General features: G+C 68.9%; 12 protein-coding genes. 4 read left to right on the plus strand and 8 right to left on the minus strand.

Annotated elements, in window-relative coordinates:
- Window positions 1–137: 137 nt before the first annotated feature.
- Window positions 138–404, plus strand: coding sequence for a tyrosine-type recombinase/integrase (locus ABD767_RS17260; protein ID WP_425549885.1), 267 nt, complete (start codon window positions 138–140; stop codon window positions 402–404).
- 156 nt (window positions 405–560) lie between these two features.
- Here the strand turns inward: ABD767_RS17260 and ABD767_RS02305 are convergent, their stop codons facing one another.
- The 5 genes from ABD767_RS02305 to ABD767_RS02325 form a co-directional block, all read right to left on the minus strand.
- Window positions 561–869, minus strand: coding sequence for a HigA family addiction module antitoxin (locus tag ABD767_RS02305; protein WP_344868006.1), 309 nt, complete (start codon window positions 867–869; stop codon window positions 561–563).
- 55 nt (window positions 870–924) lie between these two features.
- A complete protein-coding gene (locus ABD767_RS02310) occupies window positions 925–1620 on the minus strand; it encodes a hypothetical protein (protein WP_344868008.1) in 696 nt (231 codons plus the stop codon).
- Window positions 1613–3055: a hypothetical protein gene (locus tag ABD767_RS02315; RefSeq protein WP_344868010.1), complete on the minus strand. Its 1443-nt coding sequence runs from the start codon at window positions 3053–3055 to the stop codon at window positions 1613–1615. The genes ABD767_RS02310 and ABD767_RS02315 overlap by 8 nt, the downstream gene beginning before the upstream one ends.
- Window positions 3055–3768 carry a 16S rRNA (uracil(1498)-N(3))-methyltransferase gene (locus ABD767_RS02320; protein ID WP_103045422.1) on the minus strand — a complete coding sequence of 238 codons (714 nt, stop codon included), beginning with the start codon at window positions 3766–3768 and terminating at the stop codon, window positions 3055–3057. Before ABD767_RS02320 ends, ABD767_RS02315 begins: the two co-directional genes overlap by 1 nt.
- A gap of 152 nt (window positions 3769–3920) precedes the next feature.
- Window positions 3921–5027, minus strand: a complete 1107-nt coding sequence (locus ABD767_RS02325) for a phosphotransferase (RefSeq protein WP_103045423.1) — start codon at window positions 5025–5027, stop codon at window positions 3921–3923.
- A 113-nt stretch (window positions 5028–5140) separates the two neighbouring features.
- Here ABD767_RS02325 and ABD767_RS02330 point away from each other — a divergent pair, with 113 nt between their 5' ends.
- The 3 genes from ABD767_RS02330 (at window position 5141) to rsmA (ending at window position 9872) form a co-directional block, all read left to right on the plus strand.
- Window positions 5141–7468 (plus strand): LPS assembly protein LptD, encoded by a 2328-nt coding sequence (locus ABD767_RS02330; protein WP_103045424.1) that lies wholly within the window; start codon window positions 5141–5143, stop codon window positions 7466–7468.
- Between the two features lie 48 nt (window positions 7469–7516).
- Complete coding sequence (locus tag ABD767_RS02335; protein WP_103045425.1) at window positions 7517–8911, plus strand: peptidylprolyl isomerase; 1395 nt, start codon at window positions 7517–7519, stop codon at window positions 8909–8911.
- A 151-nt stretch (window positions 8912–9062) separates the two neighbouring features.
- Window positions 9063–9872: a 16S rRNA (adenine(1518)-N(6)/adenine(1519)-N(6))-dimethyltransferase RsmA gene (rsmA, locus tag ABD767_RS02340; RefSeq protein ID WP_103045426.1), complete on the plus strand. Its 810-nt coding sequence runs from the start codon at window positions 9063–9065 to the stop codon at window positions 9870–9872.
- Between the two features lie 166 nt (window positions 9873–10038).
- Here rsmA and ABD767_RS02345 read toward each other — a convergent pair whose 3' ends face one another.
- The 3 genes from ABD767_RS02345 to ABD767_RS02355 form a co-directional block, all read right to left on the minus strand.
- The gene (locus ABD767_RS02345; protein ID WP_103045427.1) at window positions 10039–10464 is read right to left on the minus strand and encodes a barstar family protein; all 426 of its coding nucleotides are present in this window, start codon (window positions 10462–10464) and stop codon (window positions 10039–10041) included.
- A 56-nt stretch (window positions 10465–10520) separates the two neighbouring features.
- On the minus strand, window positions 10521–10928 hold the full coding sequence (locus ABD767_RS02350; protein ID WP_103045428.1) for a ribonuclease domain-containing protein: 408 nt from the start codon (window positions 10926–10928) through the stop codon (window positions 10521–10523).
- Between the two features lie 158 nt (window positions 10929–11086).
- Complete coding sequence (locus ABD767_RS02355) at window positions 11087–13390, minus strand: NADP-dependent malic enzyme (RefSeq protein ID WP_103045429.1); 2304 nt, start codon at window positions 13388–13390, stop codon at window positions 11087–11089.
- Window positions 13391–13511: the final 121 nt, after the last annotated feature.

Here is a 13511-nt window from a genome sequence, read left to right on the forward strand (position 1 = left end):
CAGCCAGAAGTGGACCATGCCCATCCGGGATTGGAAGGCCGCGCTGACCCGCTTTACCATTCAGTTCGGAGACCGCATCTCCGTCAATTGAAGTCCGACCCGTTTACACAAAAATTCGGACACGCCCCGGCACGGGCATGCGGATTCTGGAGGCGCTACGCCTGCGCGTGAAGGATGTGGAGTTTGAGCGACGCGAGCTGATCGTGCGCCAGGGCAAGGGCAACAAGGACCGGGTGACGGTGCTGCCCGAGAACCTGATTGCACCGCTACGCGAGCAGATGGAGCGCGCCCGCGTGCTGCACCGCAAGGATCTGGATGCGGACATGGGTGCGGTGGGCTGCCCGATGCGCTGGCTGTCAAGTACCCGAATGTCGCCACGGCCTGGGGCGGGCGGGGTGTCTTGAGTCCGCTGGATGCCTTGTAACCACCGCCGGCGGATGGGTGTTCGGTCGGCGCACCCCGGATGGGTCAACCCGCCTGTGCGCTTGGGCACATGGAAATTGCCTTGCGTGAACCTGGTCCACATGGGCTTTTCCTGGAAGCGGCAAAAAGCCCCACATTCACACCGCAGCATGCGGTTGGAAGACGCGGATCCTGGCGGCGATTTTGTCGTGCAGGGCACGGTCGGTCACGCGCATGTCGTACTCGGTTTGCTGGTTCATCCAGAAGCGCGGCTCCATGTTGAAGAACAGGCCCAGCCGCAGGGCCGTGTCGGCGGTAATGGGACGCTTGCCGTTGACCAGCTCGCTGATGCGGCTGGGGGGTACGTCGATGTCCGCCGCCAGTTGGCGCGCGGAGATGCCCATGGGCTTCATGAAGTCCTCCAGCAAAATCTCGCCGGGGTGGATTTCGTCCAGCAGTTCGGCCATGTTCTCCTCCTCGTTGTGACTTGACAGGAGACTACGGCTTTTCGTCGGCACTTTCCTAGACAGGGACCGCACCGGCCGAGCCCCCATCCTTGCCTTCCCCCAGAGGGGGAAGGAGATCGGCAGCCGCCCGTTCGCGCAGCAGCACATCCGCCAGCGCGCCGTCCAGGATGCGCGGGGCCAGCACGTCGTAGTCCAGCAGCACGTCCAAGAGCGGCCCTTCGGCGATTTCGTCCTGGCGGCGCAGGATGAAGCCGTGGCGTTCGAGCAGCTTCAGGTTGGCGTCCAGGCGCAGCTTTTTGCCCAGCTGCGGGCCGTAGTCTTCCAGCAGCGCCTTGTACGACAGCACGGGGCTGGCGCTGGCGGCGCCGGGCAGGGGCTTGGCTCCGGGAAAGAAGTCGCTCTGCTGCTCGCCGTCAATGCTCTGGCGGCTGGTCTGGCGCTCACGCTTCGGTAAAACGATGAGCGCCCACAGCACAACGAGCAGCGCCTGGCCGTCGCGCGGCAGCTCCAGGTTGTTGTTGGCGTTGATGCCGGCCTCGCCCAGCGCGGCGTTTTGCGCGGCGGGGAGCAGGGCGACGCTGACGTGGTCGGCGTAGATGCTGTCCATCCAGCGCAGGCCGCATTGGGCCAGGCGCTGCTCGACCTGGGCGAACAGCTCGGCGTCGACCAGCGCGCGCTTGACCAGGCGGTGGTTGCGCGGCAGCCAGCGGCGGGTGAGCAGTTCGGCGATGAGCAGGGCGGCGTCATCCATTCTTTGATTCCTTGGTGGGAGCGCCGGTGTCTGGCCGGCCTGGCGCTGCGGGCGTCGCTGGCTCCTGTTCTTGCGCGCCCATGGAGCCGGCCGGCAGTAGCTGCCCACGGCTGAGCAGCTCGATCTGGTGGTGGTCGACGGCTTCGGCCTCGGCCTGCCACTGGACGCGCCAGGGCTGGCGCGCCAGGGCGCCGGTGGCGCCGGGCAGCACCTGGGCCTGGGGGTCGCCCAGCAGCGGCAGCAGCTGCGCCTTGTAGGCCAGTTGGGCGTAGCGCGTGGCGCCGGGGATGGGGCCAAGCAGCGCGTCCTGCACGCTGCGCGCCGCACCGTCTGGCGCGGGCTCCATGGCCCAGCGGCTGAGCAAATCGTTCAGGTCACCCAGCTCGCGCGGCAGGGCCACGGCGGCAAGCGTGCCGGCGGGCGCGTCCTGGGCGCTGGGTAGTTCCTCGGCCTGTTCGGGCGCGGGGCGGTCGCGCTCGAATTCGGCCTCGGTCACGTCCAGCAGCTCGTGCGGCGCCAGCGCCGCGACGGCCGTGGGCCGGGCCAGGGCGCCGGCCAGCAGTTGGTGCAGCGTGGGCGCGGCCTGCAGCCAGCGCTTGACGTCGGTGCTCGTCAGGCCAGTGGTGCCCAGCGTCACGCGCTGGCGATCCATTTGCTGCAGCGCGCGGTTGAACTGGCTGGCCATGGCCAAGAGGCGCGACTGCGCCTGGCCCAGGCCGCGCGCGGCGCGTTCGAGCTGGATGTGGCCGCGGCTGCCGCCGATGATGGCGGCAATCGCCTCCGATGCACGATCGATCAGGGTGGCGGCGCGGTCGTAGCGTTTGCGCGCCTCGCGCAGGCGAAATTCCGAGCCGCTGGCGATCGCGTCGGCAAATTCGCCGTGCAGGCGCGCCAGCTGCGCGTGCAGCAGCTGCACCTGGCCAGCGTCGACGCTGCCCAGCTGGTTGGCGCCGACCACCTGGCCGAGCAGGGCTGCGAGTTCGCCGCCGTCGGCGTCGTCCTCGCTCGCCTGGGCCGTGAGCGGCGCCAGCACGCCGGCCACGCGCTGGGCGAGGGCTGGCAGGTGGTAGGCGCGCTGGGTTTCGTCCCAGGCGAGCAGGCCCACGTCGCGCAGACGCTTGAGCACGGTCTCCAGCGCCTCGGGGCGCAGCGCATGAAAAAGCTCGGCAATGCGCTCGCGCGCCAGCAGCGCCTCGCCCTGGCTGGCCAGCTGCAGAAACACCCACAGGCGCAGCTGTACCAGCGCGGCCGGGCCGTGGAACAGGCCGCTGAGCGCGTGGACCAGCGGCTGCTGGTGCGTGAGGCGCCACAGCAGGAGCGAGTCCTGCGCGGCGTCGGCGTCGCGAAAAAAGTCGGCGATGGCCCCTACGCCGCTGCCGCTGCCGCCGCCACTGGCCAGGTCGTCGTCGGCAGGCTCGACCGGTGCGTGGGCCATCAGTCCAACCCCAGCATGCTCAGCGCCGCGACGGACGCCGTTTCGGCGCGCAGCACGCGCGCGCCCAGGCTGGCGGGGGCAAAGCCGGCGGCCAGTGCCGTGTCTTCCTCCTGCGCCGTCAGGCCGCCTTCGGGGCCATGCAGCACCCAGACCGCCTGGGCGTCGCCCGCGGCCTGGCGCAGTGGCTGGCTGCCCGGGCGCAGCGACAGCAGCAGGCGCCTGCCCTGGCCGGGTGCGCCACGCAGCCAGTCGGCCAGCGCCAGCGGCGCGTGCACGCTGGGCACGCGGTTTCTGCCGCACTGCTCGCACGCGGCGACGGCGATGGCCTGCCAGCGCGTCTGGCGCTTGGCGGCGCGCTCGCCCTCCAGGCGCAGCACGCTGCGCGCGGTGGCCACGGGCTGGATGCTGGCGGCGCCCAGCTCGGTGGCTTTTTCGACCAGCCAGTCCATGCGCTCGTTGGCCGGCATGCCGACGATCAGGTGGACGGCGCGCGCCGCCTCGCGCTCGATGGCGTGGTGCGCGCCCACTTCGACCTGCACGTCGCTGCGGCCCATGCGGGTGACGGTGGCGTCCCATTCACCGCCGGCGCCGTTGAACAGGGTGAGCGCCGCGCCGGGCTGCAGGCGCAGCACCTGCACATGGCGCGCGGCCTCGGTGGGCAGGTCGATCTGCGCGCCAGGGGCCAGGGGCAGAGGGCAGTGGAGGCGGGGCATGGTGGAGGCGGGGGTTTCAATATCTCGCTTCCTCCCCCTGTGGGGGAGGGTTGGGGTGGGGGCCTGCGGCGCCGATGGACAGGAGCCGGCTTGCCCCCATCCCTGCCTTCCCCCAGAGGGGGAAGGAGAAAACGACCGGCAGCAGCTTTCGCCTACATGCGGCCAAAGGCATAGCCTGCTGCCGCCTGCGTGCCTTCGATCTGGTCGACCAGGTGCAAAAGCGGTGCGAGCTCACGGTAGCGCGCGCAGGTGGCGCGGATGTAGCCGATGAAGCGCGGCGCGTCGGCCAGGTATTTGGGCTTGCCGTCGCGCAGCGTCAGGCGGGCGAAGATGCCGGCCACCTTGAGGTGGCGCTGCAGCGCCATCCAGTCGACGGCGCGGTAGAACTCGCCAAAGTCAGCGCCCCAGCCGTGGCTGCTGGCCGCGCCCAGCAGGCCGGCCTTGCGGGCCTTTTCCCAGTAGCGCACGGTGAGGTCGATGACGAAGTCTTCCTCCCAGCTGATGAAGGCGTCGCGCATCAGGCTGGCGATGTCGTAGGTGATGGGGCCGCAGACCGCGTCCTGGAAGTCGATGACGCCCAGGCGGCCACCTTCGCCGACCATCAGGTTGCGCATCATGAAGTCGCGGTGCACGTAGACGCTGGGAGTGGCCAGGTTGTGCGCGACGATGGTGCTGAACGCCTTGGCCAGCACCACCTGCTGCACTTCGTCGAGCTGCACCTGGCGGTGGCGCGCGAGGTACCAGTCGGGAAACAGCTGCAGCTCGCGGCGCAGCAGCGCCTCGTCATAGGCGGGCAGCGCGCCCGGCTGGCTGGCTTTTTGCCAGTCGATCAGGATGTCCAGCGCCTGGGCGTACCAGGCAAAGGCGTCCTGCGGGCGGGTGGGGTCAAGCTGCTCGATGGCCGTCTGCGCGCCCAGGTCGGTGAGCAGCATGAAGCCCTGCGCCTCGTCCCAGTCCAGGATTTCGGGCACGCGCAGGCCGGCGCCCTGCATCAGCGCCTGCACGTGGACGAAGGGGCGGCAGTCCTCGTTGGCGGGCGGCGCGTCCATCACGATCAGGCTCTCGCCCTGGGCGTTGTCGATGCGCAGGTAGCGGCGAAAGCTGGCGTCGGCCGATGCGGGGCGCAAAGTCGCCGGCTGCAGGCCGTGGGCTGCGCCCACGCGCGCGAGCCAGGCATCAAAGGCGGCGTGACGCCGGGCGTCGTCCCAGGAGACGGTCTGCGCGGCGGGCGTGGAGGGGGAGTGGAGAGAAGGGCTCATGGATAATCGCGATTCTACAAACCCGCCCTGCCCGCAAATGCGGGTCGCAGCGGGTGCGAAAATGCCGCGCGGCGCCGGCCGCACCGCTTTACTGTCCCTTCGGAAATTTTCGTTTGTCTTCGCTATCCACCCCGTCCTTGGCTCCCAAGGTCGCCTGCCTGCGACTGCTTGCCGCCGCGCTGCTGGGCCTGCCGCTGGCCAGCCAGGCCCAGGCGCCGCGCGCCGCGGCACCGGCGCCTGCCAAGGGCCTGCCTGTCTACGTCAGTGGCGACCGCATCACCGGCCAGAGCGACATCGAGGCGACGATAGAAGGCCACGCCGAACTGCAGCGCGGCGACACGACGATTCGCGCCGACCGCATGACCTATGACGTGCCGGCCGACCGCGCGCGCGCAGAGGGCAACGTCAGCGTGCTGCGCGAGGGCAATCTGTATCAGGGCACGCTGCTGGACCTGCAGGTGGACGCCTACAGCGGCTTTTTCACCGACGTGAACTACCGCCTGCACGAGACGCAGGCGCACGGCGAATCGAGCCGCGTGGACTTCATCGACCGCGACCGCTCGGTCGTTCACCAGGGCACGTACACCACCTGCCAGCGCGATGAGGACGACGCCCACTGGCGCCCCGACTGGATACTGCGCGCCGACGCGCTGCACCTGGACCAGGCCGAGGACGTGGGCCGCGCCGAGGGCGGCGTGCTGGAATTCAAGGGCGTGCCCATCCTGCCGCTGCCGGGCATCAGCTTTCCGCTGTCAGATCGGCGCAAGAGCGGCCTGCTGCCGCCCACCATTGGCATGGACAGCCTGAGCGGCCTGCAATACACCCAGCCCTACTACTGGAACATCGCGCCCAACCGCGACGCAACGATTGCGCCCACGCTGATGGCGCGCCGCGGCGTGGCGCTGGACGGGAGCTTTCGCTACCTGGAGCCCAGCTACAGCGGCGAGTTGTCGGCCAGCTATATGCCGAACGACAAATTGCGCGAGCGTGACCGCTGGTCGCTGGGCATCAAGCACGACGACCTGTTTGCCAGCCCGGTGGGCGACCTGCGCCTGGCAGTGAATCTGCGCCGGGTGAGCGACGACAACTACTGGCGCGACTTTCCGCTGCGCGGCGAGAGCTATTACACCGACACCACGGCCCAGCGCCTGCTGCCCGGCGACGCCCGCCTGAGCTGGGCACGCGGCGACCACGCGGTGAGCGTGCGCACCCTCAAATGGCAGACGCTGCAGGACGTGAGCGCGCCCATTACCCCGCCGTACGACATGGCGCCGCAGCTGGACTGGCAGTGGCGCCCGCAGGAAATCGGCGGCGGGCTGGACATGAGCGTGCAGACCAACTACACGCACTTCATTGCCGACCGCGACTACATCCACCAGCCCAACACGCAGCGCAGCTTCATGGTGGCGCAGGTCAGCCGCCCGTTCCTGGCGCCGGCGGGCTTCATCACGCCACGCCTGCAGCTGCACGCCACGCACTACAGCTTCGACACGCCGCTGACGAGCGGCCAGCGCAGCGCCAGCCGCACGCTGCCCACGTTCAGCCTGGACTCGGGCCTGGTGTTCGAGCGCGACACCCGCCTGCTGGGCCGCAGCCTGACGCAGACGCTGGAGCCGCGCGCCTTCTACACCTACACGCCGTACCGCGACCAGAGCATGCTGCCGGTGTACGACACGGCGCTGCAGGACTTCAACTTCGCGTCGATCTACACCGAAAACAGCTTCAGCGGCAACGACCGCATTGCCGACAACAACCTGCTGACGCTGGGCGTGACCAGCCGCCTGCTGGACGCGGACACCGGCGCCGAGGCAGCGCGCTTTGCGATTGCCCAGCGCCTGCGCAACAGCGACCAGCGCGTGGCGATGCCCGGCGCGCTGGCCGCGCGCGAGCGCGTCTCGGACGTGCTGCTGGGCGCGGGCCTGAACTGGACGCCGCAGTGGGGCATGGATGCCTTCGTGCAATACAACCCAAAGACGCGCAAGTCCGAGCGCTCGACGCTGGCGGCGCGCTACACGCCCAGCAAATACCGCACGGTGAGCGCCGCCTACCGGATGAACAAGATCAGCGACCTGATCACCGAGCCCAACGAGCAGCTGGACGTGGCGTGGCAGTGGCCCATAGGCGACCTGTGGGGCGACAGGCGCAGCGGCCCCACGCGCGAGGCCGGGCGCTGGTTCAGCGTCGGGCGGCTGAACTACAGCCTGCTGGAGCACAAGCTGGTCGACACCGTCGTCGGTCTGGAGTACGAGAGTTGCTGCTGGATCGGGCGCGTCGTGCTCGAACGACTGCAGCGCGCCGACCAGGCGTCCAACACCCGCATCCTGGTGCAGCTGGAGTTCTCGGGCTTCTCGCGCCTGTCGCTGGGCTCCAACCCGCTCGACAGCCTGCGCCAGCACATTCCCAATTACCAGACGCTGGGGGCCGACCGGCCCGCACCGTAAGATCCGCCTTTTCCAGCCATGGCAGCTCTCCTGCGCTCACACACCGCGATGACCCGTCCCCTCTTTCGCCCGGCCGCGCTGGCCGCCCTGGTCAGCGCCGCGCTGCTGGCGCCGCTGGGCGCTGGCGCCCAGGGCCTCAAGCCCTCGGCAGCCAGCGGCCTGACCCGCCTGCCGGCGGCCGTCACCACGCTGCCCTCCGCCAAGGACGGCGCGCCGCGCCAGGCCGACTTCATCGTCGCCGTCGTCAACTCCGACCCGATCACCAACAACGAGGTGCAGCGGCGCATCGAGCGCACGCTCTCGCAACTGCGCAACGAGGGCGCCACGCCCCCGTCGCACGAGGTGCTGGTGCAGCAGGTGCTGGAGCACCTGATCCAGGAAAAAATCCAGATCCAGACCGGCCACGAGATGGGCCTGAAGGTCGACGACTTCGCGGTCGACCAGGCCGAGCAGTCAGTCGCGCGGCAAAACGGCGTGTCGGTGGCCACGATGCACCAGCGCCTGGCCGAAGACGGCATCAGCGCCAGCGCGTTCCGCGAGGAGCTGCGCAATCAGCTCCTGATGCTGCGCGTGCGCGAGCGCGACGTGGAGTCGCGCGTGCGCGTGAGCGACCTGGACGTCGACCAGTACCTGCGCGAGCAAAAGCAGGCGCCGGCCACGCAGGCGCTGGAGCTCAACATCGGCAACATCCTGATTGGGGTGCCCGAGAACGCCACGCCCGCGCAACTGGCCGAGCGCCAGGCGATCGCCCAGGAGGTGCTGGCCAAGATCAAGGCCGGCGGCAACTGGCAGGAACTGGCGCAGCAGTACTCGCAGGCGCCCGACGCGGCCCAGGGCGGCGTGATGGGCATGCGTCCGGCCGACCGTTATCCGCAGCTGTTCACCGACGCGCTGGCCGGCACGGCCGTGGGCGGCGTCGTCGGCCCGGTGCGCTCGCCGGCGGGCCTGCACATCCTCAAGCTCATCAACAAGGAGCAGGCCGGCCTGATGAGCATGGCCGAGGAAAACCACGCGCGCCACATCCTGCTGCGCGCCCAGCCCGGGCGCAGCGAGCGCCAGGCGGCGCAGGAGCTGATGGAGCTGCGCGAGCGCATCGTGCGCCACCAGGCGACGTTCGAGCAGCTGGCGCGCGAGTATTCGCAGGACGGCAGCGCGGCCGAGGGCGGCGACCTGGGCTGGGCCCTGCCCGGGCGCTACGTGCCCGAGTTCGAGCAGGTGCTGGACTCGCTGCAGCCGGGCCAGATCAGCGAGCCGGTGGCCACGCGCTTTGGCGTGCACCTGATCGAGCTGATCGCGCGCCGCGAGGTCAAGCTCACCCAGCGCCAGCAGCGCGACATGGTGCGCGACGTGGTGCGCGAGAAAAAGCTCGACGAGGCCTGGCGCAACTGGATGCAGGAAGCGCGCGCGCGCGCCTACGTCGAGTACCGCGAGCCCCCACAGTGAACATGACCCCCACGGCCGCCCACTGCGTGTGGCTCCCTGCCCCCACACGCAGGCATGCCCTGCGCTTCGCTAGTGCGTGGGGCCGCGTTTTGCCTTGGGGCGGCCCGGCGGCAAAACAATTGCCCAATGCCTGCCGCCATGCGGCAAAGCCATGAAGCACATCCCCCGCAAGCGCTTTGGCCAGCACTTTCTGAGCGACCCGGCGATCATCGACGCCATCGTGCGCGCGATTGCGCCGCAACCGGGCCAGCCGATGGTGGAGATCGGCCCGGGCCTGGCCGCGCTGACCCAGCCGCTGGTCGAGCGCCTGGGACGGCTCACGGTAATCGAGCTCGACCGCGACCTGGCCGCGCGCCTGCGCCGCCACGGCCAGCTGCAGGTGGTCGAGTCGGACGTGCTCAAGGTGGACTTTGCCGCGCTGGCCGGCGAGTTGCAGAGCGCGCAGCTGCGCATCGTCGGCAACCTGCCCTACAACATCTCCACGCCCATCCTGTTTCACCTGCTGCCCTTTGCACACCTGGTGCAAGACCAGCATTTCATGCTGCAGAAAGAGGTGATCGACCGCATGGTGGCGCAGCCGGCGACCAGCGCTTACGGGCGGCTGTCGGTGATGCTGCAGTGGCGCTATGCGATGGAGGACGTGCTGTTCGTGCCGCCCGAGAGCTTTGACCCGCCTCCGCGCGTGGACAGCGCCGTGGTGCGCATGCTGCCCCGGCCCGCGCCTGCAGAGGTGGATGCCGGCCTGCTGTCCGAGCTGGTGCAGGTGGCGTTCAGCCAGCGGCGCAAGCTGCTGCGCCACAGCCTGGGGCGCTGGCTGGAGAGCAGGGGTTTTGGCGGCGCGTTCGACCTGCAGCGGCGCGCCGAGGAAGTGGCCGTGCCCGAATACCTGGCGCTGGCCCAGGCGCTGGGCGCAGGCGGCGCGTCAGCGCCGGATCAGGGCGCGGCGGCAGCCAGCCAGTAGCGGCTGTTGAACGGACTGCTCATGCGCAGCGCCAGTGGCGACAGCTGGGAGTCGGCGTCGGGCGCCGCGCCCAGCGGGCGGCTGCCGACCTCGATGGCCTGCGGGTACGCGCCGTGGACGGCCGCCCCGTTCGCCCGCTGCGTCTGGCCAGTGGTGGCGCAACGGGCTACAGAAAAGAATAGAAACAGCGGAACGCGATCTTGCGGTCGGCCCAGTAGTCGGCGGCGTCGCGGAAGATGTCCAGCAGCTGCTCGCGCGCTTCCTTGTCGAACTTGTGCGTCACCGGAATCTGCTCGAGCACGACGACAAAGCCCGGCTGCGGGCCGCTCTTGTGCAGCGGGTCGGTCATGCAGTCGTACAGCGCGTCGAAGTTCTTGCCGAAGTGCGCCGGAAAGGTGAACTGCGTGGCCACCAGCTCCAGGACGTCCTGCTTGGTTTGTGCGTGTGCCAGGTTGGCGTACAGGAAGTGGTGGCCCATGTGGCCCGCAGCCTTCTGCAGGTCGTGCACGCGGAAGGCCCGAATCGACTGCACGATGTTGCTGCGCACGCCGCGCAACAAGGGTTCCTGATCCTGACGAAGCGGTGTTTCCATCTCCGTGGCTCTTTCTTGAGGGTTCTCTAAAAAACGCATGCGTCGATCTTTCGCGGCTATGGCCTGATCTGGCGAAAGCTGGCGTAGTGGTCGCCGGTGTAGTAGCAGGCGTCGGGGGTGCGTGGCGCACCTCCACAGATGATGCGCCGCGCGCCCCTGCTGCGCATGCCGGGCGTGCGTACGGTGTACTCCAGGTAATACCCCCGGCGCTGGAGCGGCAACAATCGTTCACGGTTGCCGAACACGGTGCCGTCTTTCTCATAAGGGAAGGGTCCGCCCGCCAGAATGCGCCGGTAGGTGGTGCGCCCCTGGGCGGGCAATTGCGCCAGTGCAATCGGCGCTGACGCCTCGGCGTCAACGCCCGCCTGGCGGGCCAGAGCGGCGGGAGCAGGCCAGGCCAGTGCACAGGCGACGGCACACACCCACCCCGTCTTGTGTGCCGCACGGGCGACAGCCTGGAGCATCGACCACCTCTAAGGGTTCTCAGGGTTTACCCAAAATTCAGCCCGTGAGTGTGACAAAAATATGCTTTAAATGCAAGCATTTGCCTAAAAATGAGGCAAAAAAGCGCCATCCCGGCCCACAGGGCGGCGGGATGGCGACAAGGGCTGTGGGCCGGTAATCAGCGCGGCAAGGTGGCGTCGGCAACCGTGAGCGCCACCATGTTGACGATGCGCCGCACCGTCGCGCTGGGCGTGAGCACCTGCACCGGCGCCGCCGCGCCCAGCAGCATGGGGCCGATGGCAATGCCGCCACCGGCTGCCTGCTTGAGCAGGTTGTAGGCGATGTTGGCTGCGTCGATGTTGGGCATGACCAGCAGGTTGGCGCTGCCGCTCAGCGTGTTGTTGGGCATCAGGTCGCGGCGCGCCTTCTCGTCGAGCGCCACGTCGCCGTGCATCTCGCCCTCGACCTCCAGCCACGGTGCCTGCTCGCGCAGCAGCGCCAGCGCCTGGCGCATCTTGACCGCGCTGGGGTGCTGGCTGGAGCCGAAGTTGGAGTGGGAGAGCAGCGCCGCCTTGGGCTTGATGCCAAAGCGCGCGATCTCCTCGGCGGCCATGACGGTGATCTCGGCCAACTGCTCGGGCGTGGGGTCGTAGTTGACGTGGGTGTCGACCAGGAAGACCTGGCGCTCGGGCAGCAGCAGCGCGTTCATGCAGGCATAGGTGTTGGCGCCGGCGCGCTTGCCAATGACCTGGTCGATGTACTGCAGGTGGTGCGCCGTATGGCCCCAGGTGCCGCAGATCAGGCCGTCGACCTGGCCCTTGTGCAGCAGCATGGTGCCGATCAGCGTCAGGCGCCGGCGCAGCTCGATCTTGGCGATCGGCACCGTGACGCCGCGCCGCTCGGTCAGCCGGTGGTAGGTCTGCCAGAAGTCGCGGTAGCGCGCGTCCTGCTCGACGTTGACCACGTCGTAGTCGAGCTCCTCCTTCAGGCGCAGGCCGAACTGCTCGATGCGCTGGGCGATGACGGCCGGGCGCCCGATCAGCGTGGGCCGCGCCAGTTGCTCGTCGACCACGATTTGCGCGGCGCGCAGCACGCGCTCCTCCTCGCCCTCGCTGAAGGCCACGCGCTTGGCCCGCGCCTGCTTGGCCGCGGCAAAAATGGGCTTCATGATGGTGCCCGACGCGTAGACGAAGGTCTGCAGGTGATCGCGGTAGGCGTCCATGTCGGCAATCGGGCGCAGCGCCACGCCGCTGTCCATGGCCGCCTGCGCCACGGCCGGCGCGATCTTCATCATCAGGCGCGGGTCGAACGGCTTGGGGATCAGGTATTCAGACCCGAACGCCAGCGGCTCGCCGGCGTAGGCGGCGGCCACCACCTCGCTTTGCTCGGCCTGGGCCAGCTCGGCAATCGCATGCACCGCGGCAATCTCCATCTCCGCGGTGATCGTCGTCGCGCCGCTGTCCAGCGCGCCGCGGAAGATGTACGGGAAGCACAGGACGTTGTTGACCTGGTTGGGGTAGTCGGTGCGGCCGGTGGCGATGATGGCGTCGTCGCGCACCGCCTTGACGTCGTCGGGCGTGATCTCGGGGTTGGGGTTGGCCAGCGCAAAGATGAGCGGGCGCGGCGCCATCTGGCGCACCATGTCTTTTTTGAGCACGCCGCCGGCGGACAGGCCCAGAAACACGTCGGCGTCGGCAATCACTTCGGTGAGCGTGCGCAGCGCCGTCGCCTGCGCAAAGCGCGCCTTGTCCTCGTCCATCAGCTCGGTGCGGCCTTCCCAGACCACGCCGGCCAGGTCAGTCACCCAGATGTTCTCGCGCGGCAGGCCGAGCTTGACCAGCAGGCCCAGGCAGGCCAGCGCCGCAGCACCCGCGCCCGAGGCGACCAGCTTGACCTTCTCGATGTCCTTGCCCGCCACTTTCAGGCCGTTCAGGATGGCCGCGCCGACGACGATGGCCGTGCCATGCTGATCGTCGTGGAAGACCGGAATCTTCATGCGCTCGCGCAGCTTGCGCTCGACGATGAAGCAGTCCGGCGCCTTGATGTCTTCGAGGTTGATGCCACCGAACGTGGGTTCCAGGCTGGCAATGATCTCGACGAGCTTGTCCGGATCCCTCTCGTCGATCTCGATGTCGAATACGTCGATGCCCGAGAACTTCTTGAACAGAACCCCCTTGCCCTCCATCACCGGCTTGCCCGCCAGCGGACCGATGTCGCCCAGCCCCAGCACCGCCGTGCCGTTGGTCACGACACCCACGAGGTTGCCGCGCGCGGTGTACTTGAAGGCTGCCGTCGGATCCTTGACGATCTCCTCGCAGGGCGCGGCCACGCCGGGCGAGTAGGCCAGCGCCAGGTCGTGCTGGTTGACCATCTGCTTGGTGGCGGCAATGGCAATCTTGCCAGGGTGGGGCTGCTCGTGGTACTCCAGGGCGGCCTTGCGCAGCAAGGCGCGTTTGTCGGCGTTGGCGGTGGTTTCAGGCATGGTGGTCTCCGCAGTGCGGGGCAGCACCCCTCAAGGCAGAGCGCCCTGTCCCGCAGCAGTCTGGTGTACGTGATGAATGGCGATATTGCAAGCATCCGCCGGCACCTCAAACGGCGCTCGG

This window comes from Comamonas faecalis, assembly GCF_039538025.1.
Classification (GTDB): Bacteria; Pseudomonadota; Gammaproteobacteria; order Burkholderiales; family Burkholderiaceae_C; genus Comamonas_C; species Comamonas_C faecalis.